This window comes from Bacteroidia bacterium, assembly GCA_040880525.1.
Taxonomy (GTDB): domain Bacteria; phylum Bacteroidota; class Bacteroidia; order CAILMK01; family JBBDIG01; genus JBBDIG01.
In genome coordinates this window covers 80643-107237 of record JBBDIG010000017.1, presented here as the reverse complement: position 1 = coordinate 107237, position 26595 = coordinate 80643, and the positions used below count along the sequence as shown (strand labels likewise).

The window sequence follows — 26595 nt, the reverse complement described above, 5'->3', positions numbered from 1 at the left end:
CGTAATAAGTAAGAAATAATGTTACAGCCAAAGAAGACAAAATATCGCAAAACCCAGAAAGGCAGAATTAAGGGTTTGGCCACAAAAGGAGCAGAGATTGAATTCGGGTCCTTCGGGATAAAATGCCTGGAACCGGTATTCATTACTTCCCGCCAGATAGAAGCCGCACGTGTTGCCATGACCAGGTTCGTGAAACGTGAAGGAAAGGTTTATATCAGAATTTTTCCTGATAAACCTATGACGAAGAAACCGGCAGAGGTTCGTATGGGGAAAGGGAAGGGTAGCCCAGAGTATTGGGTCGCAGCCTGCCGGCCTGGCAAAATGCTTTTTGAACTTGACGGTGTGAAAGAATCGGAAGCCAGGGAAGCATTGCGTCTTGGAGCGCAAAAATTACCCTGTGTTACCAAGTTCATTGTACGTAGAGATTATCTGGCCGATTAGAGGCCATTTATCTTAGTACATCTTACCCGGTGAAAGGTGAATGCCCTGGGCCGGTTTTTTTGCGAAGCATGTAGAAAGGACGCTGTCTCCGGGCGTTTTGAAGCATAAAAAATTAATTAACAAATTTTTCCGAAGAGCAGGTAAGTTATTTACCTTTGCACTCCTCATTTTTGACCGGATAATCTTCTTTTGGAGAAAATCTCAGATTATCTGAATGAACGATAGGGGAAGGGCAGTTTAATTTTCAGCATAAGCTGGTGTGATGAAGAAAGAAGATATCAAAGAATTAACCGATAAGGAAATTCAGGAATATATTGTTGAAGAGCAATTAAGCCTGACCAAGATGGGTCTGACGCATGCCGTTCATCCACTTGATAATCCTAAAAAGCTCTCTTTCACAAAGCGAATGATTGCACGTTATAAAACGGAACTCCGTGCGCGGCAATTAAAGAAACAAGTAAAGCAGTAAATACACCAATGGATAGAGGTTCGCGAAAGGAAATGACAGGAAAAGTACTGTCAAATAAAATGGAGAAATCCATTACGGTGGCCGTGGAGAGGAAGGTGAAGCATCCACTGTATGGAAAGTTTGTAAAGAAGACTTCCAAGTTTTATGCGCACGATGAGAAGAATGAGTGTAATGAGGGTGACATTGTGAATATAATGGAAACCCGGCCTCTCAGTAAGAATAAGACTTGGAGATTGGTAGAAATTGTAGAAAGGGCTAAATAAAATGATCCAGCAAGAATCACGTCTGAAAGTTGCCGATAATAGCGGAGCCAAAGAAGTCCTTTGTATCAGGGTACTTGGTGGTAGCGGCAAACGTTACGCTTCCGTTGGAGACAAGATCGTAGTATCAGTGAAGTCGGCAATACCTTCTGGAGGTTTGAAAAAAGGTGCGGTTTCCAGGGCAGTTATAGTGAGAGTTCGGAAGGAGGTGCGCAGGCAGGACGGTTCTTATATCCGGTTTGATGAAAATGCCTGTGTTCTTTTGACGCAAAACGATGAACCAAGAGCAACGCGGATATTTGGTCCCGTGGCCAGAGAATTAAGAGATCGTAAGTTTATGAAGATTGTTTCACTGGCGCCTGAAGTATTGTAAACAGATATGAGCAAAGCAAAAAAGCAAACCCAGCCTAAATGGAAGATCAGGAGAAATGATCAGGTAAGAGTAATTTCCGGAAATGACAAGGGTACCGAAGGAAAGGTGCTGGAAGTGCTGGTGAAAGAAGGAAAAATTTTCGTTGAGGGCGTCAATGTCATTAAGCGTCATACTAAACCCAGCGCAAAGCATCCGGATGGCGGAATTTTAAAAAAGGAAGCTCCAATCCACATTTCAAACGTTGCACTGCTTGATCCTAAATCCGGAGAGCCTACAAGAGTGGGAAGAAGGTTAGAAAAAGACAAATTGGTACGCTACGCAAAAAAATCAGGGGAGGCAATTAAGTAATGGAAGTTAAACCTACCTATAGAATAAAATATGAAGAGCAGGTAATTCCTGTACTCATAGATAAAATGAAGTACCAGAACCGGATGCAGGTGCCTAAACTGGAGAAGATCGTTCTTAACCAGGGGTTGGGTGCGGCTGTGGCCGATAAGAAAATTGTGGATTCAGCAGTAAATGAAATGACATTGATCGCTGGCCAGAAGGCGGTACCTACATTTGCCCGTAAGTCAATTTCCAACTTTAAGCTGAGGGAGGGAATGCCGATAGGCGCCAGGGTAACGCTCAGGGGTACCACTATGTATCAGTTTCTTGAAAGATTAATCAACATAGCATTACCACGGGTGCGGGATTTTCGCGGCATCAGCGATAAGGGATTTGATGGTCGTGGCAATTATACAATGGGCATTACCGAGCATATTATTTTTCCCGAAGTGGATATTGATAAAGTCAACCGGATCAATGGTATGGACATCACCTTTGTAACTTCGGCTGATACGGATCAGGAAGGATATATTTTGTTGAAGGAATTAGGAATGCCTTTTAAAACACAAACTAATTAGCAGCAATGGCTAAATTGTCGGTCGTAGTAAGAAACAGGAAGCGCCAGAAAATGGTGGATCAGTATGCTGAACGAAGAAAGAAGTTAAAAGCTGAGGGCAATTGGGAGGCACTGGACAAACTTCCGCGTAATTCCTCGCCAGTACGTTTGAGAAATCGCTGTGCCCTGACTGGCCGGCCAAGAGCATATATGCGGAAATTCGGTATTTGCCGGATTGTCTTTAGGGATATGGCGCATGAAGGGAAGATTCCTGGTTTGAAAAAAGCCAGTTGGTAACAATAATAGCTGAGCAGAGAAATGATAGATCCAATTGCAGATTTTCTGACCCGTATCAGGAATTCAATTAAAGCTAAGAAACGCGTGGTTGATATTCCTTCTTCCGGTTTGAAGAAGGAATTGACCAAAATTTTATACGAACAGGGCTATATTCTCAATTATAAATTTGAGGATAAAAACGGCCCTCAGGGAATGATTAAGATTGCGCTGAAATATGATAGTGCAACTGGTACGTCTTCTATTAAAAATCTAAAACGGATTAGCCGTTCAGGTTTGAGACAATACAAGGGAGCAGATGACTTGCCACGGGTAATCAACGGATTGGGAATTGCCATTATTTCTACCTCCCACGGAGTGATGACTGATAAGCAAGCGCGTAAAGAGAATGTAGGTGGAGAAGTCCTCTGCTACGTTTACTAATTATTTGTAAAGAGCAAAAGCCGCATGTCAAGAATAGGTAAGGCACCCGTAGCACTTCCCGAGAAGGTGGAAGTAAATCTGGGTTCAAACAACGAGATTAAAGTAAAGGGTCCAAAAGGCGAACTCATTCGTAAGTTTGACCCCGATATGAAGTTCCGGCTTGAAGACGGTACGCTGCATGTAGAGCGGCCTACTGAGCAGAAGAGACATAAGGCAATTCACGGACTTACGCGGGCGCTCATTGCGAATATGGTACATGGCGTTTCAGAGGGTTATGAAATAAAGCAGGAACTGGTAGGTGTGGGCTATAAAGCCTCCAATACCGGCCAGTTGCTTGAATTATCTGTGGGTTATTCGCATGATATATTATTTCAGCTTCCGGATGAAGTAAAAGTAGTTACCGAGACGCAAAAGGGAAAAAGTCCCACTATTATACTCCAAAGTATTGATAAGGAGTTGATTGGCCAGGTGGCTGCTAAAATCCGTTCATTCCGTAAACCTGAGCCTTACAAAGGAAAAGGGATTCGCTTTGCAGGCGAGCAGATTCGCAGAAAGGCTGGAAAAACGGCTGGTAAATAAACGGCAACAATGAACAGGTTAGAAAAGAAAATAAGCAGAAGGGACAGAATTAAGCGGGGAATTCGCAAAAAGGTGTATGGAACATCGGAGCGTCCGCGCCTGACCGTCTACCGAAGTAATAAGGAAATTTATGCCCAGGTAATTGATGACGAACAGGGACATACACTGGCCTCAGCATCTTCAAAAGAAGCCGAGGTACAGGGACAATACAAGGGGCGAATTGAACAAGCCAGGATGGTCGGTAAATTATTGGCCACCAAAGTAAAAGACAGCAATATCTCAAAAGTAGCATTCGACCGGAATGGCTATTTGTATCATGGCCGCATTAAGGCGTTGGCCGAAGGTGCCCGGGAGGGTGGAATTACAATCTGAGAATTTTTATGACTATGGACAGAAACGTAAAGAGAATAAAGACCAGTGAGATTGAACTCACCGAAAAGGTGGTGAGCATTAATCGGGTAGCCAAGGTAACTAAGGGAGGAAGAACATTTAGTTTTTCAGCCATGGTAGTGGTAGGCAATGGAGATGGCATAGTCGGATATGGTTTGGGAAAAGCTCGTGAGGTTACTGAGGCCATTACTAAAGGCGTTAATGATGCTAAGAAAAATCTGATAAAGGTTTCTGTTAATAGCGGAACGGTATATCATGCACAGGAGGCGCGGTATGGAGGAGCACTTGTTTTTTTGAAACCGGCAGCACCAGGAACTGGTGTTATCGCAGGTGGAGCGATGCGGGCAGTCCTTGAGAGCGCTGGAATTCATGATGTATTAGCAAAATCAAAAGGCTCTTCAAATCCTCACAACGTAGTAAAGGCTACGGTAAAGGCCCTCACCCAGATTAGGGATGCTTATACCATTGCCAATCTTCGCGGGGTGTCTCTCGGAACAGTATTCAACGGTTAAGAATCACGATGGCAAAGATTAAAGTTACTCAGATTAAAAGCATTATAGACAGACCTGAGAATCAGAAAAAGACAATTGAGGCTCTGGGATTAAGACGAATTAATCATTCAGTGCAACATGAGGATACACCCCAGATAAAAGGAATGATCCGAAAGGTATTACATCTTGTAAAAGTTGAAGAAGCATAAGCCATGGATTTAAGTAATTTGAAACCGGCAGCAGGTTCTGTCAAGAAAAGAAAAAGGATTGGCCGGGGCCAGGGTTCGGGTCATGGTGGAACTTCTACCAGAGGCCATAAGGGAGCGCAATCAAGATCGGGTTATTCTAGCAAAGCCGGTTTTGAAGGAGGCCAGATGCCGTTACAACGGAGGGTACCTAAATTCGGCTTTAAGAATATCAACCGTGTGGAATATGTTCCGGTGAACCTGGATATACTTCAGGGACTGGCAGATGAGCATAAGATCACCTCATTTGATTTTGATACATTTAAGAAACACGGATTGGTTTCTAAAAGAGAAAAAATTAAAGTTTTGGGCCGGGGAGAGCTATCCGCTAAGATCCAGGTGAAAGCCCATAAATTTTCAAAAACTGCTAAGTCGGCAATCGAAGATAAAGGCGGAGAAGCCATTAATATTTAACCGGAATGAAGGGATTTATTGAGACCATTAAGAATATCTTCAAAATAGAAGAGCTAAGGGTTAGAATCCTTTATACACTCGGTTTTATTTTAATATATCGGTTAGGATCCTTTATTGTATTGCCGGGCGTAGACCCTGCTGCATTGCAGCGTTACACGAGCCAGGCACAGGAAGGTCTGTTAGGAATGATTAACATGTTTGCAGGGGGTGCCTTTTCAAGGGCATCCATTTTTGCGTTGGGAATCATGCCCTACATTTCAGCTTCCATCATCATTCAGCTTTTGGGAATCGCAGTTCCTTATTTCCAGAAATTGCAGAAGGAAGGCCAGTCTGGTCGTAATAAAATAAACCAGATCACCCGTGTGCTGACAATTGCAATTACCGCTGTGCAGGCCGTTAGTTACCTTATCAATCTTCAGAGTCAGGTTCCGGAATCGGCATTTATCTACAACTTCACCGGGTTTTCTTATTTCATGTTCATGTTGACCAATACCATTATACTGGTAACGGGAACTATGTTCGTGATGTGGCTTGGTGAAAAAATTACGGATCGCGGTATTGGAAATGGTATTTCATTGATCATAATGATCGGAATTATTGCTAATCTGCCGAGAGCGCTGCTTGCTGAGTTTGAACAGCGTCTTGCTCAGGCCGGTGGTGGTTTGGTGATCTTTCTGGTGGAGATCGTAGCATTGCTTCTTGTGATTCTTGCTACAGTGCTGCTGGTTCAGGGAACCCGGAGAATACCCGTGCAATATGTAAAGAGAGTTGCCGGAAGCAGACAGTTTGGAGGGGTAAGACAGTATATTCCCCTAAAGGTCAATGCTTCAGGGGTGATGCCAATTATCTTTGCTCAGGCATTGATGTTTTTACCGGCAACCTTTGCCGCCTTCTTTGAAGATTCTGATATGTGGCGGGGAATAGGAGCAGCATTCACTGATTTTACTTCCGTGCCTTATAATATCGTGTTTGGGATATTGATCATTCTTTTCACATTCTTCTATACTGCGGTTACAGTGAATTCTAACCAGATAGCGGATGACTTGAAGCGGAATGGGGGATTCGTCCCCGGGGTGAAACCGGGGAAAGCCACTGCTGATTTCATAGATACCATCATGAGCCGGATTACATTACCTGGTTCCTTTTTCCTCGCTCTTGTAGCAATTTTTCCTGCTATTGCGGCATCCATTGGAGTGAACACACAGTTCTCTCATTTCTTTGGCGGAACCAGTCTGCTGATCATGGTGGCGGTAATTCTGGATACTTTGCAGCAAATTGAAAGTCACCTTTTGATGCGTCATTATGACGGACTTATGAAAACAGGAAGGTTAAAAGGCCGTACCTCACTTGGAGCATCTGTGTAATAGCTTGGATTTGATTAATAATTTGATAATTTTGCAGCCCGAAAAAATTTTGGAATGGTCAAACAGTCAACGATAGTTCAGGATGGAGTAGTCGTTGAAGCATTGCCGAACGCAATGTTCAGAGTTGAACTTGAAAATGGCCATCAAATTCTGGCGCACATATCAGGAAAGATGCGCATGCATTACATTCGAATTCTTCCCGGAGATAAGGTAAAGGTGGAAATGTCGCCTTATGATCTTTCAAAGGGTAGAATAACCTATAGATACAAGTAGACCGATGAAAGTTCGAGTTTCAGTTAAGAAAAGAAGTGCCGAATGCAAGATCGTAAGACGCAAAGGCCGTGTGTACGTAATCAATAAGAAAAACCCTCGCTTTAAGCAGCGTCAGGGATAATTTAAATAAACACTATGGCGAGAATTGCCGGTATAGACCTGCCAAAAGAGAAGAGAGGTATTATTGGTCTCACTTATATTTACGGAATTGGTCCTACATCCGCTCAGAAGGTCTTGGAAAAGTCTGGAGTAGACTTTAACAAAAAAGTGAAAGACTGGGATGATGAAGAATTGGCCAACATTCGTAAAAATCTCAGTGAAAACTTTAAAACTGAAGGTGAACTGCGGGCTGAAGTCCAAACCAATATTAAACGACTGATGGATATTGGTAGTTATAGGGGGCTGCGCCACCGGAAGGGATTACCGGTAAGAGGTCAAAAAACACAAACCAATGCCCGAACTCGAAAGGGAAGAAAGAAAACGGTGGCTGGTAAAAAGAAAGCGGTTAAAAAGTAAAGCATAATGGCAAAGAAAACGACAAAGACAGCCGCCAAAAAGAGAAAGGTAAATGTAGAGCCAGTAGGAAAGGTATTCATTCAGGCTACTTTTAATAATATTATTATCTCAATAACCAATTCTTCAGGCCAGGTTATCTCATGGTCTTCAGCAGGTAAGAATGGGTTTCGTGGCTCCAAGAAGAACACTCCTTATGCTGCGCAGGTAGCGGCTACTGAATGTGCTAAGGTGGCGCATAGTCTTGGAATGAGAAAGGCAGAAGTATTTGTAAGAGGACCTGGCTCAGGACGCGAAGCAGCAATCAGAACCGTCAATAATGAGGGTATTGAAGTTACTGCCATCCATGACCTGACGCCCATTCCTCATAATGGCTGCCGGCCTCCAAAAAGAAGAAGGGTCTAATACAGGATCTTTTGAAAACGTTTAAGAATAACCATAAGTAATAATGGCAAGATATACCGGCCCAACTTCCAAAATAGCCAGAAAATTTCGTGAACCGATTTTTGGTCACGACAGTGCTTTGGAAAGAAAACCTTACCCACCAGGACAGCATGGCCAGTCCAGGAGGCGTTCCAAGTCTTCTGAATATTCTGTCCAGTTGGCTGAAAAACAAAAGGCTAAGTACACCTATGGCTTGCTGGAACGTCAGTTCCGCAACCTGTTTGAAAAAGCCTCACATAAAAAAGGTATCACAGGTGAGAACCTGTTGAAATTTTTGGAAGCCCGTCTTGACAATACTGTATTTAGATTTGGTATTGCTAAGTCAAGGGCCGCTGCACGACAATTGGTATCTCACAAACATATCACTGTGAATGGCCAGATTGTCAATATCCCTTCATTTCAACTCCGTCCCGGTGACATTGTCGCTGTCAGGGAGAAGTCAAAATCTCTGGAGGCAATAGATGAATCACTGCAAGGACGCCATAAGAATTTTCAATGGCTAGAGTGGGATGGCGCAGCAAAACAGGGCAAGTTTATGGATTACCCTGAACGGGAAGCAATTCCTGAGAATATCAAAGAACAACTTATTGTTGAGTTGTATTCTAAATAATCCTTTTCCTTTATACGGTCAAAGTAAATATTCATGTCAGCATTAACATTTCAAAAGCCTGATAAAGTAGTGATGCAAAAAGCATCAGACTTTTTGGGCGTATTTGAGTTTTCTCCCCTTGAAAAAGGGTATGGCGTAACCATCGGCAACGCCCTCAGAAGAACATTGCTTTCTTCATTAGAGGGATATGCCATCACGGCCGTGAAGATAAATGGCGTAGACCATGAATTTTCTACTATAACTGGCGTAATTGAAGACGTCACTGAATTTGTTCTCAACCTCAAACAGGTGCGGTGTAAACGCATCACACCTGGAGATGAGGAAGAAAAAATATTCGTGTCGATTAGCGGACAGAACACGCTGAAGGCCGGTGATATCGGGAAATCTTCCAGTAATTTTCAGGTACTTAATCCTGAACTCGTGATTTGCCACATGGAGCCTTCAGTAAAGCTGGAAATGGAACTGATCCTGCAAAAAGGACGAGGCTACATTTCAGCAGAAGAGAATAAACCAAAAGAGGCGCCAATAGGGCTGATCCCTATTGATTCTATTTTCACGCCTATTAAAAGAGTTAAGTTCAACGTGGAGATGACACGTGTAGGCCAGGCTACTGACTATGAACGGCTGGTAATGGAAGTCAGCACGGATGGCTCGGTTCATCCTGAAGAAGCGCTAAAGCAGGCAGCCAAGATACTTATCCAGCATTTTATGCTTTTCTCTGATACAAACATTACGCTTGATAGCGAAATGAAAAAAGAGGAAAGTCAGGTAGATGAGAAATTCCTGCACATGCGCAAACTGCTGAAGACCCCACTCACTGATCTGGACCTGTCTGTAAGAGCATTCAACTGTCTTCGTGCAGCCGAGATCAAGACACTATGTGACCTTGTGAAATATGATGTAGCGGATCTGCTGAAGTTCCGCAACTTCGGTAAGAAATCACTTGGGGAGCTTGAGGAACTTGTACGTGATAAGAACCTCACCTTTGGGATGGAGATTACCAAATATAACCTTGACGAAGACTAAGAGCAATGAGACACGGGAGGAAAGTAAATCACCTTGGGCGTAAATCGCAGCACCGGAAAGCTATGCTCTCCAACATGGCGAGTTCGCTCATCCGGCACAAACGCATTACTACCACGGTAGCGAAAGCAAAGGCATTGCGCGTATATGTGGAGCCGCTGCTCACCAAAGGAAAGGAAAATACAACCCATAACCGGAGAATCGTCTTTAGCTATTTGCAGGACAAACATTCTGTAACGGAGCTTTTTGATGAAATAGGAGCGAAAATAGCGGACCGGCCGGGAGGGTATACAAGAATTATAAAACTTGGAAACAGGTTGGGCGACAATGCGGAAATGGCAATGATGGAGCTGGTGGATTACAATGAAACAATGCTGGCTGAAAAAGCAAGTGGCGGTCGCAAGAAGCGCAGAAGAAGAGGTGGAAAGAAATCATCAGGTGAAGCCGGAGCTGAAACTACTCCATTGACTGAAAAGAAAGAGGAGACGACCGTTTCAGCCGCAGAGCCGAAAGGAGAGACTGCAGAAAGTCCGGTAACTGAAGCTGAGAAGAATGAAGCAGATGAGCATCCAACATCTGCCGAAGCTACAGAGAAAGAAAAAAAGGATGCTGATAAGGAGGATAATAAAAAGGAATAATGCATTGTTGTTCCTCTGATGTAATGATAGAAAAGGATAAGGTGCCGGTCGCTTTATCCTTTTTTTATGAAATTTGACGAGGTAAAATCAAATATGAAATATTTAGAAAAAAAGCCCGCTGTTTTAGTTCTTGAAGATGGAACTGTATATCCGGGAAAATCGGCAGGAAAAATAGGGACCGCTACTGGTGAAATTTGCTTCAACACCGGGATGACGGGATACCAGGAGATTTTTACTGATCCGTCATATTTTGGGCAGATAATGGTCACCACCAATGTACATATCGGGAACTATGGCGTTCGTTATGAGGAAAGCGAATCGGAAGGCATGAAGATAAATGCCCTCGTGTGCAGGAATTTCACAAATCTTTATTCCCGGAAACAAGCTGATGAATCTATCCAGAATTATTTTCTTGCAAATAATCTTGTATGCATTTCCGAAGTAGATACACGTGCCCTTGTATTGCATATTCGCGATAAGGGAGCCATGAATGCCATTATTTCTTCTGAAATTCTGGACATAGAATTATTAAAAGCAAAATTAAAAAAAGTACCCTCAATGGAGGGGCTTGAGCTTTCTTCTGAGGTAAGCACAAAAGAACCCTATTTTTTGGGGAATGAAAAGAGTAAGAGGAAAGTCGCTGTACTCGACCTGGGGGTCAAGAAAAATATTCTTCGACACCTTGCCATGCGCGATTGCTATTTAAAGATATTTCCGGCTAAAACTTCATTTGAAGAAATGGATAAATGGCAACCTGACGGCTACTTCATTTCAAACGGTCCCGGAGATCCCGCGGCCATGGATTATGCTATTAAAACCGTGAAAAAAATACTGGACAATGACAGGCCAATGTTTGGTATTTGCCTCGGCCATCAGCTTTTTGCTTGTGCCATGGGAATACCCACTTTTAAAATGCATAATGGCCACAGGGGCATCAACCATCCGGTGAAAAACGTGGTTACCGGAAAATGTGAGATCACTTCACAAAACCACGGCTTTGGCGTGGTGCCGGACGCAATAAAGCTGGCAAGCGAGGTAACCATCACCCATGTTAATCTTAATGATCAAACAATCGAAGGTATGCACCATAATTCTAAAAATGCTTTCACCGTTCAGTACCATCCTGAAACCTCTCCCGGCCCTCACGATTCTGAATACCTGTTTGACCAGTTCGTATCGTTGATGCAGGGCCAAAAGGTCCAGGAGTTTGAAACCTGACAGTCAATCTTTCATTTAAATATTAGTGTTGTTTTAAAAATTAATCATGAGCACAATTTTAAATATAGGTGCACGGCAAATTCTTGATTCAAGAGGAAACCCGACAGTGGAGGTGGACGTAATAACTACTAACGGTGTTTTAGGGCGCGCGGCTGTACCTTCCGGAGCATCTACGGGACGATATGAAGCTGTGGAATTGCGTGATGGCAAAAAGGACTACTATGGTGGCAAAAGCGTAATGAAGGCGCTCAAGAATATTGAGGAAAAACTGGCTCCTGAGTTAATCGGTCATTCAGTGTTTGAGCAGGCCGCAATTGACCGGGCTATGATAGATATTGACGGGAGCAGCAATAAAGCGAAGATGGGGGCCAATGCCATCCTCGGTATTTCACTCGCTGTAGCGCGGGCTGCTGCTGAAGAAAGTGGAATGCCGCTATTTCGTTACCTGGGCGGAGTTGGCGCGAGCCTGATGCCAATCCCCATGATGAACATTCTGAATGGCGGCAAGCACGCTGACAATAAAATTGATTTTCAGGAATTTATGATCATGCCGATAAAGGCTGACAATTTTTACCATGCCCTACGCATGGGAACGGAGGTTTTTCACCAACTTAAAAAAGAGCTGCAAAATAAAGGATACACCACCAATGTAGGCGATGAAGGAGGATTTGCGCCTGGCATCGAAAGCAATGAAGAAGCGATTGAGTTTGTATTGAAGGCGATTGAAAAAGCTGGATATAAGCCTGGAGAGGATATATTTATTGCATTGGACGCAGCCGCCACGGAAATGGTGGATCGAAAAAAATATAAATTCTACAAGAGTAGCCAGCAAAAGCTCTCCAGTGAAGAGATGATTGAGTATTGGGAACGCTGGGTGAATAAGTATCCGATTGCTTCCATTGAGGATGCCCTGGGCGAGGACGATTGGGAAGGCTGGCGTAAACTCACAGAGCGGATTGGCAGTAAGGTGCAGTTGGTGGGCGATGATCTTTTCGTGACAAATACTGAGCGCCTGCAACGGGGCCTGGATGAAAAATCAGCAAACTCCATACTTATTAAACTGAACCAGATAGGTACGCTCACCGAAACGATAGATGCCGTTAATCTGGCCAGCCGGCATTCCTTTAGCCCGGTGATCAGCCATCGAAGTGGCGAAACAGAGGACACATTTATAGCCGACCTGGCAGTAGCCTTGAATTGCGGACAGATAAAAACCGGCTCTGCCTCACGTACAGACCGTGTTGCAAAATACAACCAGCTTTTGCGCATTGAGGAAACGTTAGGGGACGAAGCGCGTTATTATGGCAAAAGCTTCTCATTTTTGCGAAAGTAAAAACGTTGTTATGAAAAGGAAACATCTTCTGCTGCTTCGGAATAAGTATCTTTTAGTAGCGATCTTTATGTTGGTCTGGCTTGTATTTTTCGATCGCAATAACATCTTCGAGCGGATAGAAGCCGAATGGCACCACTACCAGTTGAGGCAGGACAAGGCGTACTATCTGGAGAAAATTGAAGAAACAAAGGCAATGAAGGAGGAACTTTTCAGTGATGAAGCGAAACTGGAAAAATTTGCCCGCGAAAAATATTTAATGAAAAAGGATATTGAGGATATTTTTATAATAGTAAAGAAAGAAAAATAGATATACTTTCATTTCGAAATCCAATAATATCTTTTGCATTTCCGGCCATCGCGTCTCCCTATTCATACCTTAGTTGACAAAATAATTCACCATATTACAATCCGGCTATGTATCTGAAAACCACGTCTCATTGGCGCGGGCATTTCATATCTTAAATAATTAGCCTTCTTGTAGATATGCAATAGACGTTATTGTAAATTTGTACTTAGTTTAAATCCTGAAAAATATTATTATGAAAAAAATTACAACTTGTCTTTTAGTGTTGCTTTTTATGTCATTCAATGCTTTGAATGCCCAGCAATATGTAGATGTGATGACAGCCGGTGCGTCCGGTAATGACTATGCCACCAGCATTCAGACAGATGCGAGCAACAATCGCTTTGTAGCCGGTATGTTCTCCGGCTCCGTGCAATTTGGTTCAACAACCCTTACCAGCTATGGCGGCCTGGATATTTTCGTTGCCAAGATTTCGCCTGCCGGAGCTTACCTCTGGGTTAGGCAGATCGGAGGATCGGGCGATGAGCTTGTCAGTGACCTCCAACTGGATCAGTCCGGAAACTGCTACCTGGCCGGTTATTATACGGGGAGTGCAGTCATGTATTCACCAACTCAAAGTTATAATTTTGTAAACGATGATGGCCTTAAGGATTTTTTCGCTGCAAAATACACAGCTTCAGGGACTGCTGAAACTGCAGAGATAGGTAACCTCTCGCAGCCCAGCGAGGCAACAGCAATCGCCATCAGTAGTGATAATCGTGTGTATATATGCGGGTCAATTGATTTTGGCAATGATCGCGATGCATTTGTGCTAATGACGCAATTCAACGGGCATTCAAATACCTGGTTTTCAACCACGGCCAGCTTCGATGATGAAATAGCAACTGATCTGGTGGTAGATAACAATGGAGTTGTACACGTGGGGGGTTCTTTTGCTGGCAGTATTCAAATTACTAGCACATCATCCACTTATAATGCGGATGGCGATTTCTCCGGTTATATCGCAGCCTATTCCTCCACCGGTTCATTTCTACAAGGGTTCGTATATGACGGCAACTCAACCGGTAGTGGCGCTAATGTAACTGATCTTCATTTTGCCAATGGACGCGTTTATGCCCTCGGCAGATATGGAGGAACAGTTGATTTGGCCACCGGGGTCGCAATAACGAGTTTAGGTACCTTAAATACGTTTATTACTGAGCTCAACTACAATTCTTCATCCTCTACGTATGGTTTGGTATCGCATAAGGAGATCAGGGGGGCAGGCACTGTGTTTGGCAGAAATTTATTTGTCAAAGGAAATAATATGTATGTTTCAGGAAATTTTGATAATAGCCTTGTAGCCGGCTCGCAAACCCTTAACACCAGTGGCATGCAAGATGGATTCCTGATGGCCTATAAGAATAATAACTTCGATTATTCCCTTTTGGTAGAAGGCAGCACAAATAATCAATTTGGACTTGGAGTTGTCGAGGATGCCACAGGAAAAGTTTTTCAGGTCGGAGGCTTTAGTGCTACATCCAACTTCGATAATATTACCAAGAATGCCGCTGGCCAGTTAGATATCTTTATAGCTGAAATCACGACCACGTCCGGGCCGCAGATTGCCCTTTCGTATGCATCAACAGGAGTATGTGCCGGAAGCGAAATAGCAGTTTCGGTTACCGCTACATCCTCTCTGGACGCAGGCAATCAATATAGCTTTGAACTTTCAGATGCGTCAGGATCATTTGCTTCCCCCACCTCGCTGGGACAATTTGCAGGAACCACTGACCTCAATGAAGTACTGCAGTTACCATTTGCTTTGGCAGCCGGCTCAGGTTATAAGATCCGGGTGAACTCTTCTGCCCCTGTGCTCTCAGATGAAGGCCCCGCTTTCGCTGTATATACCGCTCCTGCCGTCAAAACTATTGTAGGCGCTACCACTGTAGCTTCGTTAGATCCAATTCAATATTCCGTTTCTCAAACCACGGGATCTTCTTTTGAATGGATAATAACCAATGGAAGCCAAATCAGCGGTGGCAACAGTAACGTGGTAGAAGTGGCGTGGAGTGATCAACATACGTCCGGCAGCATCAGGGTGGTAGAGACCAATGACAATAATTGCGAAGGCGATACAGCCCGCCTCAATGTAACAATTGAAGATGGAGTAGGCATCGTTCAAAACCAACAAGACCTGAAAATCAGGTTATTCCCAAATCCGGCTACAGACTTTGTGCAGATTGAAATACCCAATACCGGGGGCACAATGTACCAGGCCACCCTGAGAGATTTGCAGGGTCGTGAACTCACCGGCAAAATCCTGCGCAACGATGAGGAAAGTGCAAAAGGCGAAATATCCCTTGCTAATTTTGCTGAAGGGATTTACATACTGGAAATAAGAGATGGGCAAAAGGTGTCCTCCTACAGAATCGTGAGAACCGGCAAGTAACAAGATTTATTACCTGCATATCAAAAGGATTTTTAAACAGAGGCTGAAGCAGCTCAAATTGCTTCGGCCTTTGTTTTTCACTCCCGCTGTAAGGAAAGCAGGTGCTCCTGCAAAAAAGCATTCACCTGCCCTTAATTTCAGGCACAAAGGGCAGGCCTGAGATAGCCGGTAGCTGGCAGGCGCTGAATGGTGTCCTGCCACCTTTTCACTACTTTTGCCCCCGGCAATATTATTGCGTCAACGCGCCTCAAACGCCCACAGGGCTTGATTTTCCACACTTTTTTCAATTTTGAATATGCTTGATTTTGTAAATAAAACGGTTGCTAAAATATTTGGCAATAAATCTGGAAGAGATATAAAAAAGTTACAGCCCGAAGTAGCCCACATCAACGAATACTATGACACGCTGAAAGATCTCAGCCATGATGAACTGAGGGAGAAAACGACCATCTTCAAAGCCCGGATCGCTGAATTTCTTAAAGAAATAGATGACGAAGTAGCTGCACTGAAAGAGGAGACGGAAACCAATGAAGAACTCGAAGCTTCTGAAAAAGATGAAATCTATAAGAGAATTGATACGCTGACGGCAAAGCGTGATGAAGAATTGGAGGTCGTGCTCAATGAGCTTTTGCCGGAAGCATTTGCTGTAGTTAAAGAAACCGCCCGTAGATTCAAGGAAAACGAGAAGATGGAGGTTGCCGCAACGCAGCTCGACCGCGATCTGGCGGCAAGACCCAATCGTGATCATATTATCATCAACGGAGATAAGGCCGTATTCATTAACCGGTGGAAGGCTGCCGGAAATGAGATTATCTGGGACATGGTGCATTACGATGTGCAGCTTGTTGGTGGTATCGTGCTTCATCAGGGCAAGATCGCAGAAATGGCTACTGGTGAGGGTAAGACGCTCGTATCCACACTTCCGGCCTATCTGAATGCTTTGTCCGGCCAGGGCGTCCATCTGGTAACGGTGAATGATTACCTGGCAAGGAGGGACTGCGAATGGAATGCTCCCATCTTCGAATTTCTCGGTATTACAGTGGATTGCATTGAATACCACCGCCCAAATTCCGAAGCCCGCAGAAAAGCTTACCAGGCAGGCATTACTTATGGCACCAACAACGAGTTTGGCTTCGATTACCTCCGCGACAATATGGCACGCGATCCTGAAGACATGGTGCAGCGCAAGCCTCATTACGCGATGGTGGATGAGGTGGATTCTGTACTGATAGATGATGCACGAACTCCGCTCATTATCTCTGGCCCGTCCAAAGGAAGCGATGAGGATCAGAAGCGTTTTTACGAACTGAAACCACGGGTAGAGAGGTTGCTCAAAGCGCAGCGTGATCTGCTGTCAAAAGTATTGGCTGACGCAAAGGTGAAGTACAAAGAGGGTGACGAAAAGGAAGCCGGTTTCTTATTGCTCCGGGCATACCGTGGATTACCCAAAAATAAAGCATTGATCAAATTTCTGAGTGAGCATGGTGTTAAAGCCCTTCTTCAGAAAACCGAGAATTTTTATATGCAGGACCAAAGCAAGGAAATGCATAAAGTGGATGAGGTTCTTTATTTTGTAATTGATGAAAAAAATAACTCCATTGAGCTGGCAGAAAAAGGAACGGACCTGATCACAGCCCAGGGAGAGGATCCTGAATTTTTTATCCTTCCTGATGTGGGGACCTACCTGGCGGATATTGAGAAGGCTGATGTACCGGATGAGGAGAAGATCCATCGCAAGGATGAACTGATGCGGGATTTTGCCATAAAGTCAGAACGCATACACACCATCAATCAGCTTGTAAAGGCTTATACCCTTTTCGAGAATGATGTGGAATATATTTTAGCTGATAATAAAATAAAAATTGTAGATGAACAGACAGGCCGGGTGATGGAAGGCCGGAGGTATTCTGACGGGCTGCACCAGGCAATTGAGGCAAAGGAGAATGTAAAGGTGGAAGCCAGTACCCAGACATTCGCCACTGTAACCCTGCAAAACTATTTCAGGATGTACCACAAACTCTGTGGAATGACCGGTACGGCTGAGACGGAAGCCGGTGAGTTCTGGCAGATCTATAAGCTTGACGTTGTGGTGATTCCCACCAACCGCCCTATCGTTCGGGATGACCGGGAGGATTTAGTGTTTAAAACTGTACGGGAAAAATTTAATGGTGTAATTGAAGAAATACAGGAGCTTGTAAACCAGGGACGTCCTATTCTGGTAGGGACAACTTCAGTAGAGATCTCAGAATTGCTGAGCCGGATGATGAAAATGCGGGGCATTAAGCATAATGTTCTGAATGCCAAGCAACACCAGCGTGAGGCAGAAATTGTTGCCGAGGCCGGAAAAGCTGGAAATGTGACAATTGCCACCAACATGGCTGGCCGGGGTACAGACATTAAACTCCGGGAGGGGGTGAAGGAAGCTGGTGGTTTAGCCATTATCGGTACTGAACGCCATGAAAGCAGGCGCGTAGACAGGCAGTTGCGCGGACGGGCAGGACGCCAGGGAGATCCCGGATCTTCTCAGTTTTACGTATCTCTCGAAGATAACCTGATGCGGCTTTTTGGCAGTGCCCGGATCGCAAAATTCATGGACCGCCTCGGATTGAAAGAAGGAGAGGAGATCCAGCACAGCATGATCACCAAATCCATCGAACGGGCGCAGCGAAAGGTGGAAGAGAACAACTTTGGTATCAGGAAGCGCCTTCTGGAATATGATGATGTGATGAACTCACAACGTGAGGTTATTTACAAACGCAGAAGGCATGCACTTTATGGAGAACGGCTTTCGGTAGACCTTGACAACATGCTCACCGATCTTTGTGAGGAACTGGTAATTACGTACCAGGCCACAGCCGATTTCCAGGGTTTCAACCTCGAGTTGATGAGATTGCTGGCTGTGCAAAGCCCATTTACTGAAACGGAATTTGTAGAGAAAGATGCCAGAGAAATATCTGAGAAACTCCATCTTTTCCTGCAAAGGGAGTATAAGCACAAGAATGATGTGATCGTTGAAACAGCCTTGCCCGTACTTAAAAAAGTGCATCAAACGCGTGGAGAAACCGTGGAAAATATTGTTGTGCCTTTCAGTGATGGAACCCGCTATCTGCAGGTAGTGGCAAACTTGAAGAAGGCGCTGGAAACGAATGGGAAAAGCCTCATCAGGGCCTTTGAGAAAATGGCCACGCTTGCAATGATAGACGAGGCATGGAAAGAACACCTCCGTGAACTGGATGATCTGAAACAGAGTGTGCAGGCGGCAGTATATGAGCAGAAAGATCCATTGATCATTTATAAAATGGAATCTTTTAAACTCTTCCAGGAAATGGTAACGAGGGTGAACAAGGAGGTGCTTTCAATGCTTTTCCTGGGTAAATTGCCACAGCCTGATCCCGATCAGGTGAGAGAAGCCCGCGTACGGCAGAAAGCTGATATGAGCCAGATGCAGACAAGCCGGGCAGAAGGCGTGGTGGCAGCCAAAGAAAATGGCCAGCGTGAAAACCAAAAAGCGGAGCCGGTAAGGGTTGCTGATAAAGTGGGACGGAATGACCCTTGCCCTTGCGGAAGCGGAAAAAAATACAAGCACTGTCATGGAAAAAATGCTTAACCCGGTGGTAACTCTTGCTTCAGTGATAGAACACACGCTGCTGAGGCCTGATACCAGCCAGGACGAAATAACACAGCTTTGCAAAGAAGCCATCAAGTATAAATTTTACGCAGTATGCGTACCGCAGTATTTTGTGAAGCATGCCAAAAAAACTTTGGGAAAGAGCAAGGTAAAAGTGGTCACTGTGGTAGGCTTTCCAATGGGGTACTCCAGCATAAACGGCAAAGCTGAAGACTGCAAAAAGGCTATTAATGACAAGGTGGATGAGATTGACATGGTCATGAACATTGCTGCTCTGAAATCCGGGAATGAAGCACAGGTGAGGGATGATATTCAAAGCATTACTACGCTATGCCGCATAAATAATATTCTGGTCAAGGTGATTATTGAAACCGGCCTCCTTACGGATGAGGAAATAATTAAAGCCTGTAATATCTGCACTGTTGCCGAGGTTGATTTTGTAAAAACGTCAACCGGCTTCAATGGCCCCGGTGCATCTGTCGAGAAAGTGAAAATGATACGGGAAATTTTGCCGGCTTCCATTGGGATCAAAGCATCGGGAGGAATAAATGATGCAGAAACGGCAATGCAGATGATGGAAGCAGGAGCAAGCCGGATCGGTACATCTTCAGGTGTTAAATTAATTGAGAGATGAAAATCCTGCTGATACTGACCATACTTACTGGTATACCTGCCGTGGTAGCTGCACAAATTGAACTTTGCGAGGAAATAAGCCCGGTGGAGGGCTGGGTGGATATTCACAGCTCTGACCAGCTAGATTCGCTTTTATCGCAACGATTAATGGAAAACGAGAGAAAGGAAGGAATGTCAGGTTATCGCCTGCAGATCTATTTCGGAACCAGCAAGGATGAAGCAATGAAAGCCCGAACGGAATTCCTGAAAGAGTTTTCGGACGAGGAAGCGTATATAAATTATGAAAAACCCTACTTCACCATTCGTGTGGGGGATTTCCGTGACAGGTTCGAAGCGCAAAGGATGCTCAGGGATGTGAGGGAAGAATATCCCGGTGCTATTGTGGTAGCTGATAAAAAGGTGCAGTTTCCTCCGCTCCGGAGCAGCCGTTAATTTTAAATTCAACATCTTTTGTATCGAATTCTTTTTATACTGATTTTTTTAATGATCTTTCCCTGGCATCAGTCCGGAGCTCAGGTGGCGGATGGCCAGCGCCATTGCATGACGCCAGAAATGTCTGAACGGCTGGAAGAGCGGGGAATGTTTCCCCATTTTACTACCCCGTCATTTAAAACTGAGGATAAAAATCAAATGGTATTGGTGCCGGTGGTTTTTCATGTGATACATGAGGATGGGCAGGAAAACTTGCACGATTCGCTGTTGCAGAATCAAATTGAGGTACTGAACGAGGATTATGGACGCTATGGTGGCGGAGCCAATGACGATCCTGCCGGAGCCGATGCGCGCATCCGATTTTGCCTCGCCAGCATTGATCCTAATGGCAATCCCTCAAATGGCGTTGTACGCGTCAAAAGTCCGCTGACCGATTTGCTTACCGAAGAAGAAATGCTGACAAAAGATCTTAGCCGTTGGCCGGTGGAGCGGTACCTGAATATCTGGATCGTTCGCTCCATTGATGGAAATAGCCGTACTCAGGGTTATTCCTATTATGCCAGCCAGGCCGCCAACCAGCCTTTTGATGGAGTAGTTATGGTGTACAGGTTTGTGGGCAGAAATACGCCCCACAGCCCTATCTATAGGTTAGGCCATACCATGAGCCATGAAGTTGGCCATTACTTCAATCTGCCCCATCCCTGGGGTAGCGATCAAAGCGGTGAAGGAGGATGCGATGATGATGATGGAATTGATGATACGCCTTTATGCTCCGGGCAGTTCTTTGCCTCGCCACCCCTCTGTCCCGAACCTGAACAATGCGGTTTTGTGAGGCAGACGGCCAATTTCATGGACTATAGCACAGATGACTGCATGAATGTATTTACCGCAGGGCAAAAGAAAGCGATGCGCGATGCCATCTTTACCTACCGTCCGGAACTTACGACTTTTACGAACCTGGTGGAAAGCGGCTGCCAGGAAGATTTCATTGATTATAGTGAGGTAACGGAAGATGAACTTGATATCTATTATCGCCAGGATGACCAATCCCTCATACTGAATGCACTTTTTGATGACCGCGAATCAGTTACTGTGATGGTTTATAATGTACAGGGAAAGCTGTTAGGAGAGCGGACTTTTCCTGAAATCCTTATTGCACAACAAAAGATCTCACTAGGAACCCTTTCTTCCGGGTTATATGTAGTCAAGGCACTATATGGCGGAATAGCAAAGACGGTAAAAATTGTGGTTTATTAAATTAATGAATACAATAGTCTATTCAGAAAATTGCCGCCTGTTCCAATCCGCAAGGCTTACCAGTAAATAGCTTATTCTGATAGTCTGAGTTTTCAGACGAACTATTGTAGATAGCTTCATCATTATTCTCATTAGATTATTGATTTTCCAATTACTTGGTTTACTTTATATGATCAGGCTCTTCAGGACGGAGAATGCTGATATGGGTAAACTGGTACTCCTACGGGTATTTCATGGGTGTGGCCCCTACCTTTGCTGCTACAAATTTTCTTGAATGAATATATTATTACTTGGCGCAGGTGGCCGGGAACATGCGCTCGCCTGGAAGATTTTGCAGAGTGCGGATTGCGGCCAGCTCTACATTGCGCCCGGAAATGCCGGAACCAATTCATCCGGTGTCAACCTGGATTTTGAGGCCACTGATTTTGAAGCGATTGCTGCAGCGGTGAAAGAGTACAATATAGCGCTGGTAATCTCCGGACCGGAACAGCCCCTGGCAGAAGGGCTTGTGGATTATTTCAGAGAAAATGAGGCGTTGAAAAATATTCCGGTTTTTGGTCCTGACCAAGCAGCCGCCCGCCTGGAGAGCAGCAAAAGTTTCGCAAAACATTTCATGCAGAAATACAATATTCCAACGGCCGAATTCCGTGAATTTCAGAGCTACGAACTGCAGCAAGCGCTGGAATATATAGATGGGCACGAGCTGCCGGTGGTCATAAAGGTGGATGGACTGGCAGGAGGGAAAGGCGTCATCATTCCTGAAACGGGGGAGGAAGCACGACAGGAACTGATAAATATACTGGAAGAAAAGAAGTTTGGGCAGGCAGGTAACAAGGTGGTAATAGAGCAGTTCCTGAGCGGCAGAGAGCTTTCTGTTTTCGTGCTGACGGATGGGAAGGAGTATGTGATGATGCCCACCGCCAAAGATTATAAACGGCTGCTTGCGGGCGACAAAGGCCCGAATACCGGTGGGATGGGCGCTGTATCTCCGGTGCCGTTTGCGGATGCAGCGTTGATGCAAAGGATAGAAGATCAGATAGTGCGTCCAACACTTGAGGGAATTCGCAGGGAGAGAATGCACTACCGCGGATTCCTCTACTTTGGGTTGATGGAGGTAGAGGGCCGGCCTTTCGTTATAGAATACAACGTTCGATTAGGAGACCCGGAAGCGGAGGTGGTGGTGCCCCGGATCAAGTCAGATCTTTTATCCGCCATTTTTGATACGGCAAGAGGCGCTCTGAAATCCCAATCTCTCGAAGTTGATCCCCGCAATGCCATTACCGTAATGCTGGTTTCCGGAGGATATCCCGCAAGCTATGAAAAAGGAAAGGTGATCTCAGGGCTGGAAAAATGCGAGGATTGCCTGGTATTTCATGCCGGAACCAAAAATTTTGAAGATAAAGTGATAACTAATGGAGGCCGCGTTCTTTCCATTACTGCCTTAGCCGATACGCTTGAAGAAGCCCGCAAGATGGCTTATCGCGAAGCAAATAAAATTGACTTTGCAAACAAGGAATACCGGGAAGATATAGGGAATGATCTTTTGAATTAATGATTAAAAGAAAGCACATTATTTTTTAATATGAAGAATGAGCACCAGATGTTACCGGCAAAGCGTGATAGATCACAGGTAAGGGTATTCCTTGATTATTTTCTACGGGGGCTTCTTTTCCTGTTTCCCATCGCAGTTACCATTTATGTAATTGTAGCCACAATTCAATTTTTGGATAACCTGATCCCGGTTAGCATACCGGGCCTGGGCCTGATGCTGGTGGTGGGCATTATTACCCTGATCGGATATCTGGTTACGATCTTTCTCCCGGATAGCCTGCTGAGGCTGATTGACCAAATCATGAACAGAATGCCGCTGGTGAATATTATTTATACGTCTATTAAGGATTTGACGGAAGCATTCATCGGAGACAAAAAGAAATTCAAGGTTCCGGTGATGGTAGAAATGACATCAAACGGAGTTTGTAAACTGGGATTTTTAACCCGTGAAAATTTAGACGTGTTGAATGTAAAAGGCTATGTGGCCGTTTATTTTCCCCATTCCTATAATTTTTCCGGAAATCTATTCGTTGTGCCCGTTGAAAAAATCAAGAAACTGGATGCAAACAGCACGGAAACAATGAAATTTATTGTTTCAGGAGGAGTAACAGGTTTTGGTGCTGAGAAGGAAATAGTGGAGGAGGAGTCTGAGAGAAAAATTCCCCGGTAAGATGAACAAGTTGGAAAAATCTGGAGGAAATTAAAATCCAACCTGATAAGGTCTACACCGGGGAACTATTTCAAATGTAGTCTTTTTAAATCTTCTCTCTATAGCATAAATTATTTGAAAACATGAGCCGGTCAGGAACCTGCGGAGTTCTTCACAACCGGTTCAAACCACACCTTTGATTTGCATGAGAGAGTACCCCCATCTTTTTGATTATGATCAAAATATAAATCTTAAACTGCTGGATTTTGCTGCTGCTGAAAATATAACGGGACGAGCCATAGAAATTTTCGCGCATATAGCAAGTGCCCTGGCAGTGTGGCATAAACGTGCTGCCGGGGACAGTACAAAGGTTGCCATCTGGCCCGATCAGGACCTTGTGCAAACCCGGAAGGATTTTCTGCGGGTTTACAGCGACTGGAGCCGGTTGCTGGTGGAAGTCAGTGAGAATGATCTGGAACGATCAGTCATTTATACCAACTCTAAAGGAGAGCGCTATGGCTCCACACTAAGGGAAATCCTGGATCATTTGCTTTTGCATGGGGCCTATCACCGTGGGCAGATCAATCTCCTCCTGCGTCAAAGTGGAACGGAACCTCTGGCTACAGATTACATCTTCTTTCAACGCAAAACATCAGAGCTATAACGCAGAGGATCAGAGAGGACGAACTTTCTTTATCTTTTTGGCAACAGACTGAAAACAATCCTTGCCAGGAAAATCAGGAATTGACAGCCTTTGGTGTAATTTTACAGCCATTTTTTCTCCATATTAATTATCATTTAAATTATGTTAGAGATGCGTTTCAGAGCCCTGCATACCATAGAACAGAATGCGGAACCAAGTACAAATGGGACTGACAAGCGAAAGATCTCAGAACTGTACAATAGCCAGGTTTTCTCCTTAAAGGCGATGAAGAAATATATGTCAGGAGAAACCTATAATGATTTGTTATCCGCTATTCATGAGGGTACAAGCATAGATCCGCAGGTTGCTGATGCCGTGGCCACTGCCATGAAAACCTGGGCCATGGAACGCGATACCACTCATTACACCCACTGGTTTCAGCCCCTTACGGGATTGACGGCAGAGAAACACGATTCATTTTTTGATCTCAAAGATGGAGAAGCTATTGAGGCATTTACGGGCAATGCGCTGATACAACAGGAACCTGACGCATCAAGCTTTCCCAGTGGCGGCATAAGGAATACTTTTGAGGCAAGAGGTTACACAGCCTGGGATCCCAGTTCCCCGGCATTTCTGATGAAAACGCGCGCTGGTGTAACGCTTTGCATTCCCACCATTTTCGTTTCCTACACCGGAGAGGCACTAGACTATAAAGCTCCCCTGCTTCGGGCGCTTCATAACCTGGATAAAGCAGCCGTGGACGTATGCCGCTACTTTGATCCGGAGGTAAAAAAGGTGATCGCAACATTGGGAGTGGAGCAGGAATATTTTCTGGTAGATTCAGCGATGGTATTCGCCCGGCCTGACTTGATGCTGACGGGTCGCACACTTTTCGGCCATGCTCCTGCAAAAGGCCAGCAACTCGAGGATCATTATTTCGGATCTATTCCGGAGCGCGTAAATGCCTTTATGGTGGAGTTGGAGCGTGAGGCCATTCAACTCGGTATTCCCCTGAAAACTCGACATAATGAAGTTGCTCCCGGCCAGTTTGAATGTGCCCCCTTGTTTGAAGAGGTAAACATTGCGGTAGATCATAATGCGCTGCTGATGGATATTCTGGACAAAATTTCCCGCAGGAATCACTTTATATGTCTTTTACACGAGAAGCCTTTTGAAGGCGTGAATGGCTCAGGAAAGCACAACAATTGGTCGCTCAGCACTGATACCGGGGTCAATCTGCTTTCGCCCGGCAGCACATCTATTCGTAATCTTCAGTTTCTTACTTTCCTTCTTAATGTCACCAAGGCCGTTCACGATCACGCACCATTGCTTCGGGCAAGCATAGCCGGAAGCGGAAATGATCATCGGCTTGGAGCCAATGAAGCGCCTCCGGCAATTATCTCCATGTTCATGGGATCTGAACTCACGCGGGTGTTGGATCAGTTGGAACAGGAAAAGGAACACTTTATTGAGGATGCCGGTAATGGCGAGGCTAGCTTTAAGATGGATATTCCTAAAATTCCAAACATTCGCAGGGATAATACTGACAGGAACCGTACATCGCCTTTTGCATTCACCGGAAATAAATTTGAGTTCCGTGCCGTAGGATCGTCTGCAAATGTGGCTTCACCTATGACGGTTTTGAATGCCATTGTTGCCCACCAGTTGAAGTGCTTCAAAGTAGAGGTTGACCAGCTCATTGAAGGGGGAGAGGCCAAAGAAATGGCTATTCTACAGATCCTGAAAAAGTATAATGCGGAATCAAAATCAGTGAGGTTTGAGGGAAATAACTACAGTGAGGAGTGGGTAGCCGAAGCTGAAAAACGTGGATTAGCAAACGTAAAAACAACTCCGGAGGCTTTAGATGCCTATTTATCAGATAAAACCAAAGAAGTTTTTATTGGGAACCGCATTTTAACCGAGCGGGAAATAAAAGCCCGGCATGAAATTACTTTGGATATTTATACGAAACGGACGCAAATAGAATCCCGCTTAACAGGAGAGCTCGCTCTTACGCATATTGTTCCTGCAGCGATCCGTTATCAGAATGTATTAATTAAAAATCAGCTTGGACTAAGGAAAATAGGATTGGAAGATGAAGCAGAAGCGGTTCTGAATACAATTAAGAAAATATCCACTAATGTTTCATTAATTAAAGAAAACGTGAAGAAAATGGTTAACGAGCGGAAGAAAGCAAATGAACTGGAAGATCCGCGTGAAAAGGCTTTGGCTTACTGTCATATAGTAAAGCCGTTCATGGATAACATTCGTTATCATGCGGATAAGCTTGAGATCATGGTAGAGGACAAGCTTTGGCCCTTACCTAAGTACCGCGAATTGTTATTTTTGCGTTAACCGTAAATTAAGTCTTTTTTTAACAGAATTTAAA

Annotated in this window: 33 protein-coding genes; all 33 read left to right on the top strand. The window is 44.6% G+C overall.

All coding sequences use genetic code 11. From position 1 onward, the window contains the following. Positions 1–18 precede the first annotated feature (18 nt). The 33 genes from rplP (at position 19) to WD077_04330 (ending at position 26561) form a co-directional block, all read left to right on the top strand. Positions 19–441: a 50S ribosomal protein L16 gene (gene rplP, locus WD077_04490; protein ID MEX0966473.1), complete on the top strand. Its 423-nt coding sequence runs from the start codon at positions 19–21 to the stop codon at positions 439–441. Between the two features lie 262 nt (positions 442–703). Then, positions 704–910, top strand: a complete 207-nt coding sequence (rpmC, locus tag WD077_04485) for a 50S ribosomal protein L29 (protein MEX0966472.1) — start codon at positions 704–706, stop codon at positions 908–910. Between the two features lie 8 nt (positions 911–918). Next, positions 919–1173: a 30S ribosomal protein S17 gene (rpsQ, locus tag WD077_04480; GenBank protein ID MEX0966471.1), complete on the top strand. Its 255-nt coding sequence runs from the start codon at positions 919–921 to the stop codon at positions 1171–1173. 1 nt (position 1174) lies between these two features. Continuing rightward, positions 1175–1543, top strand: coding sequence for a 50S ribosomal protein L14 (gene rplN, locus WD077_04475; GenBank protein ID MEX0966470.1), 369 nt, complete (start codon positions 1175–1177; stop codon positions 1541–1543). A gap of 6 nt (positions 1544–1549) precedes the next feature. After that, positions 1550–1891, top strand: coding sequence for a 50S ribosomal protein L24 (gene rplX, locus WD077_04470; protein ID MEX0966469.1), 342 nt, complete (start codon positions 1550–1552; stop codon positions 1889–1891). Continuing rightward, positions 1891–2448, top strand: coding sequence for a 50S ribosomal protein L5 (rplE, locus tag WD077_04465; protein ID MEX0966468.1), 558 nt, complete (start codon positions 1891–1893; stop codon positions 2446–2448). Before rplX ends, rplE begins: the two co-directional genes overlap by 1 nt. Before the next feature lie 5 nt (positions 2449–2453). Then, positions 2454–2723 (top strand): 30S ribosomal protein S14, encoded by a 270-nt coding sequence (gene rpsN / locus WD077_04460; protein MEX0966467.1) that lies wholly within the window; start codon positions 2454–2456, stop codon positions 2721–2723. A gap of 21 nt (positions 2724–2744) precedes the next feature. Further along, complete coding sequence (gene rpsH / locus WD077_04455; protein MEX0966466.1) at positions 2745–3143, top strand: 30S ribosomal protein S8; 399 nt, start codon at positions 2745–2747, stop codon at positions 3141–3143. 24 nt (positions 3144–3167) lie between these two features. Next, entirely contained in the window at positions 3168–3722 is a 555-nt protein-coding gene (rplF, locus tag WD077_04450) for a 50S ribosomal protein L6 (protein ID MEX0966465.1), read from the top strand. Between the two features lie 9 nt (positions 3723–3731). Beyond that, positions 3732–4094, top strand: a complete 363-nt coding sequence (rplR, locus tag WD077_04445) for a 50S ribosomal protein L18 (GenBank protein MEX0966464.1) — start codon at positions 3732–3734, stop codon at positions 4092–4094. Positions 4095–4108: 14 nt separating this feature from the next. Beyond that, positions 4109–4624 carry a 30S ribosomal protein S5 gene (gene rpsE, locus WD077_04440; GenBank protein ID MEX0966463.1) on the top strand — a complete coding sequence of 172 codons (516 nt, stop codon included), beginning with the start codon at positions 4109–4111 and terminating at the stop codon, positions 4622–4624. Positions 4625–4632: 8 nt separating this feature from the next. Beyond that, positions 4633–4812, top strand: coding sequence for a 50S ribosomal protein L30 (rpmD, locus tag WD077_04435; GenBank protein MEX0966462.1), 180 nt, complete (start codon positions 4633–4635; stop codon positions 4810–4812). Positions 4813–4815: 3 nt separating this feature from the next. Next, positions 4816–5262, top strand: a complete 447-nt coding sequence (rplO, locus tag WD077_04430) for a 50S ribosomal protein L15 (protein MEX0966461.1) — start codon at positions 4816–4818, stop codon at positions 5260–5262. Between the two features lie 5 nt (positions 5263–5267). After that, entirely contained in the window at positions 5268–6626 is a 1359-nt protein-coding gene (gene secY, locus WD077_04425; protein ID MEX0966460.1) for a preprotein translocase subunit SecY, read from the top strand. A 54-nt stretch (positions 6627–6680) separates the two neighbouring features. Continuing rightward, the gene (infA, locus tag WD077_04420) at positions 6681–6899 is read left to right on the top strand and encodes a translation initiation factor IF-1 (GenBank protein ID MEX0966459.1); all 219 of its coding nucleotides are present in this window, start codon (positions 6681–6683) and stop codon (positions 6897–6899) included. Between the two features lie 4 nt (positions 6900–6903). Then, on the top strand, positions 6904–7020 hold the full coding sequence (ykgO, locus tag WD077_04415) for a type B 50S ribosomal protein L36 (protein MEX0966458.1): 117 nt from the start codon (positions 6904–6906) through the stop codon (positions 7018–7020). A 14-nt stretch (positions 7021–7034) separates the two neighbouring features. Next, on the top strand, positions 7035–7415 hold the full coding sequence (rpsM, locus tag WD077_04410) for a 30S ribosomal protein S13 (GenBank protein MEX0966457.1): 381 nt from the start codon (positions 7035–7037) through the stop codon (positions 7413–7415). A gap of 6 nt (positions 7416–7421) precedes the next feature. Then, a complete protein-coding gene (gene rpsK / locus WD077_04405; protein ID MEX0966456.1) occupies positions 7422–7817 on the top strand; it encodes a 30S ribosomal protein S11 in 396 nt (131 codons plus the stop codon). A 43-nt stretch (positions 7818–7860) separates the two neighbouring features. Beyond that, positions 7861–8466 (top strand): 30S ribosomal protein S4, encoded by a 606-nt coding sequence (gene rpsD, locus WD077_04400; protein MEX0966455.1) that lies wholly within the window; start codon positions 7861–7863, stop codon positions 8464–8466. A gap of 33 nt (positions 8467–8499) precedes the next feature. Further along, positions 8500–9492: a DNA-directed RNA polymerase subunit alpha gene (locus tag WD077_04395; protein MEX0966454.1), complete on the top strand. Its 993-nt coding sequence runs from the start codon at positions 8500–8502 to the stop codon at positions 9490–9492. 5 nt (positions 9493–9497) lie between these two features. Beyond that, positions 9498–10127: a 50S ribosomal protein L17 gene (gene rplQ / locus WD077_04390; GenBank protein MEX0966453.1), complete on the top strand. Its 630-nt coding sequence runs from the start codon at positions 9498–9500 to the stop codon at positions 10125–10127. Between the two features lie 93 nt (positions 10128–10220). Beyond that, complete coding sequence (gene carA, locus WD077_04385) at positions 10221–11345, top strand: glutamine-hydrolyzing carbamoyl-phosphate synthase small subunit (GenBank protein MEX0966452.1); 1125 nt, start codon at positions 10221–10223, stop codon at positions 11343–11345. A gap of 46 nt (positions 11346–11391) precedes the next feature. Next, a complete protein-coding gene (gene eno / locus WD077_04380; protein ID MEX0966451.1) occupies positions 11392–12678 on the top strand; it encodes a phosphopyruvate hydratase in 1287 nt (428 codons plus the stop codon). 10 nt (positions 12679–12688) lie between these two features. Then, positions 12689–12985: a septum formation initiator family protein gene (locus WD077_04375; protein MEX0966450.1), complete on the top strand. Its 297-nt coding sequence runs from the start codon at positions 12689–12691 to the stop codon at positions 12983–12985. Between the two features lie 232 nt (positions 12986–13217). After that, on the top strand, positions 13218–15413 hold the full coding sequence (locus WD077_04370; protein ID MEX0966449.1) for a T9SS type A sorting domain-containing protein: 2196 nt from the start codon (positions 13218–13220) through the stop codon (positions 15411–15413). A 295-nt stretch (positions 15414–15708) separates the two neighbouring features. Continuing rightward, entirely contained in the window at positions 15709–19020 is a 3312-nt protein-coding gene (gene secA, locus WD077_04365; protein MEX0966448.1) for a preprotein translocase subunit SecA, read from the top strand. After that, complete coding sequence (gene deoC, locus WD077_04360) at positions 19004–19675, top strand: deoxyribose-phosphate aldolase (GenBank protein ID MEX0966447.1); 672 nt, start codon at positions 19004–19006, stop codon at positions 19673–19675. Before secA ends, deoC begins: the two co-directional genes overlap by 17 nt. Further along, positions 19672–20106, top strand: a complete 435-nt coding sequence (locus WD077_04355) for an SPOR domain-containing protein (protein MEX0966446.1) — start codon at positions 19672–19674, stop codon at positions 20104–20106. Before deoC ends, WD077_04355 begins: the two co-directional genes overlap by 4 nt. Positions 20107–20157: 51 nt before the next feature. Beyond that, complete coding sequence (locus tag WD077_04350) at positions 20158–21363, top strand: zinc-dependent metalloprotease (protein ID MEX0966445.1); 1206 nt, start codon at positions 20158–20160, stop codon at positions 21361–21363. A 274-nt stretch (positions 21364–21637) separates the two neighbouring features. Next, complete coding sequence (gene purD / locus WD077_04345; protein ID MEX0966444.1) at positions 21638–22915, top strand: phosphoribosylamine--glycine ligase; 1278 nt, start codon at positions 21638–21640, stop codon at positions 22913–22915. A gap of 30 nt (positions 22916–22945) precedes the next feature. Next, positions 22946–23584 carry a DUF502 domain-containing protein gene (locus tag WD077_04340; GenBank protein ID MEX0966443.1) on the top strand — a complete coding sequence of 213 codons (639 nt, stop codon included), beginning with the start codon at positions 22946–22948 and terminating at the stop codon, positions 23582–23584. 184 nt (positions 23585–23768) lie between these two features. Then, the gene (locus WD077_04335; GenBank protein MEX0966442.1) at positions 23769–24227 is read left to right on the top strand and encodes a DinB family protein; all 459 of its coding nucleotides are present in this window, start codon (positions 23769–23771) and stop codon (positions 24225–24227) included. Positions 24228–24368: 141 nt separating this feature from the next. Further along, on the top strand, positions 24369–26561 hold the full coding sequence (locus tag WD077_04330; GenBank protein ID MEX0966441.1) for a glutamine synthetase III: 2193 nt from the start codon (positions 24369–24371) through the stop codon (positions 26559–26561). The last annotated feature ends 34 nt before the right edge of the window (positions 26562–26595 follow it).

What these genes read in the sequence shown, in the direction of transcription:
- eno (MEX0966451.1), top strand. Translation starts at nt 11,392, where the DNA reads ATGAGCACAATTTTAAATATAGGTGCACGGCAAATTCTTGATTCAAGA.
- secA (MEX0966448.1), top strand. Translation starts at nt 15,709, where the DNA reads ATGCTTGATTTTGTAAATAAAACGGTTGCTAAAATATTTGGCAATAAA.
- rplP (MEX0966473.1), top strand. Translation starts at nt 19, where the DNA reads ATGTTACAGCCAAAGAAGACAAAATATCGCAAAACCCAGAAAGGCAGA.
- purD (MEX0966444.1), top strand. Translation starts at nt 21,638, where the DNA reads ATGAATATATTATTACTTGGCGCAGGTGGCCGGGAACATGCGCTCGCC.
- rpmD (MEX0966462.1), top strand. Translation starts at nt 4,633, where the DNA reads ATGGCAAAGATTAAAGTTACTCAGATTAAAAGCATTATAGACAGACCT.
- rpsK (MEX0966456.1), top strand. Translation starts at nt 7,422, where the DNA reads ATGGCAAAGAAAACGACAAAGACAGCCGCCAAAAAGAGAAAGGTAAAT.
- rpsN (MEX0966467.1), top strand. Translation starts at nt 2,454, where the DNA reads ATGGCTAAATTGTCGGTCGTAGTAAGAAACAGGAAGCGCCAGAAAATG.
- WD077_04395 (MEX0966454.1), top strand. Translation starts at nt 8,500, where the DNA reads ATGTCAGCATTAACATTTCAAAAGCCTGATAAAGTAGTGATGCAAAAA.
- WD077_04355 (MEX0966446.1), top strand. Translation starts at nt 19,672, where the DNA reads ATGAAAATCCTGCTGATACTGACCATACTTACTGGTATACCTGCCGTG.
- ykgO (MEX0966458.1), top strand. Translation starts at nt 6,904, where the DNA reads ATGAAAGTTCGAGTTTCAGTTAAGAAAAGAAGTGCCGAATGCAAGATC.
- deoC (MEX0966447.1), top strand. Translation starts at nt 19,004, where the DNA reads ATGGAAAAAATGCTTAACCCGGTGGTAACTCTTGCTTCAGTGATAGAA.
- rpsM (MEX0966457.1), top strand. Translation starts at nt 7,035, where the DNA reads ATGGCGAGAATTGCCGGTATAGACCTGCCAAAAGAGAAGAGAGGTATT.
- rplF (MEX0966465.1), top strand. Translation starts at nt 3,168, where the DNA reads ATGTCAAGAATAGGTAAGGCACCCGTAGCACTTCCCGAGAAGGTGGAA.
- secY (MEX0966460.1), top strand. Translation starts at nt 5,268, where the DNA reads ATGAAGGGATTTATTGAGACCATTAAGAATATCTTCAAAATAGAAGAG.
- rpsE (MEX0966463.1), top strand. Translation starts at nt 4,109, where the DNA reads ATGGACAGAAACGTAAAGAGAATAAAGACCAGTGAGATTGAACTCACC.
- rplR (MEX0966464.1), top strand. Translation starts at nt 3,732, where the DNA reads ATGAACAGGTTAGAAAAGAAAATAAGCAGAAGGGACAGAATTAAGCGG.
- infA (MEX0966459.1), top strand. Translation starts at nt 6,681, where the DNA reads ATGGTCAAACAGTCAACGATAGTTCAGGATGGAGTAGTCGTTGAAGCA.
- carA (MEX0966452.1), top strand. Translation starts at nt 10,221, where the DNA reads ATGAAATATTTAGAAAAAAAGCCCGCTGTTTTAGTTCTTGAAGATGGA.
- rplX (MEX0966469.1), top strand. Translation starts at nt 1,550, where the DNA reads ATGAGCAAAGCAAAAAAGCAAACCCAGCCTAAATGGAAGATCAGGAGA.
- rpmC (MEX0966472.1), top strand. Translation starts at nt 704, where the DNA reads ATGAAGAAAGAAGATATCAAAGAATTAACCGATAAGGAAATTCAGGAA.
- rpsH (MEX0966466.1), top strand. Translation starts at nt 2,745, where the DNA reads ATGATAGATCCAATTGCAGATTTTCTGACCCGTATCAGGAATTCAATT.
- WD077_04340 (MEX0966443.1), top strand. Translation starts at nt 22,946, where the DNA reads ATGAAGAATGAGCACCAGATGTTACCGGCAAAGCGTGATAGATCACAG.
- rplN (MEX0966470.1), top strand. Translation starts at nt 1,175, where the DNA reads ATGATCCAGCAAGAATCACGTCTGAAAGTTGCCGATAATAGCGGAGCC.
- WD077_04375 (MEX0966450.1), top strand. Translation starts at nt 12,689, where the DNA reads ATGAAAAGGAAACATCTTCTGCTGCTTCGGAATAAGTATCTTTTAGTA.
- rplE (MEX0966468.1), top strand. Translation starts at nt 1,891, where the DNA reads ATGGAAGTTAAACCTACCTATAGAATAAAATATGAAGAGCAGGTAATT.
- rplQ (MEX0966453.1), top strand. Translation starts at nt 9,498, where the DNA reads ATGAGACACGGGAGGAAAGTAAATCACCTTGGGCGTAAATCGCAGCAC.
- rplO (MEX0966461.1), top strand. Translation starts at nt 4,816, where the DNA reads ATGGATTTAAGTAATTTGAAACCGGCAGCAGGTTCTGTCAAGAAAAGA.
- rpsQ (MEX0966471.1), top strand. Translation starts at nt 919, where the DNA reads ATGGATAGAGGTTCGCGAAAGGAAATGACAGGAAAAGTACTGTCAAAT.
- WD077_04370 (MEX0966449.1), top strand. Translation starts at nt 13,218, where the DNA reads ATGAAAAAAATTACAACTTGTCTTTTAGTGTTGCTTTTTATGTCATTC.
- rpsD (MEX0966455.1), top strand. Translation starts at nt 7,861, where the DNA reads ATGGCAAGATATACCGGCCCAACTTCCAAAATAGCCAGAAAATTTCGT.
- WD077_04330 (MEX0966441.1), top strand. Translation starts at nt 24,369, where the DNA reads ATGTTAGAGATGCGTTTCAGAGCCCTGCATACCATAGAACAGAATGCG.
- WD077_04335 (MEX0966442.1), top strand. Translation starts at nt 23,769, where the DNA reads ATGAGAGAGTACCCCCATCTTTTTGATTATGATCAAAATATAAATCTT.
- WD077_04350 (MEX0966445.1), top strand. Translation starts at nt 20,158, where the DNA reads ATGATCTTTCCCTGGCATCAGTCCGGAGCTCAGGTGGCGGATGGCCAG.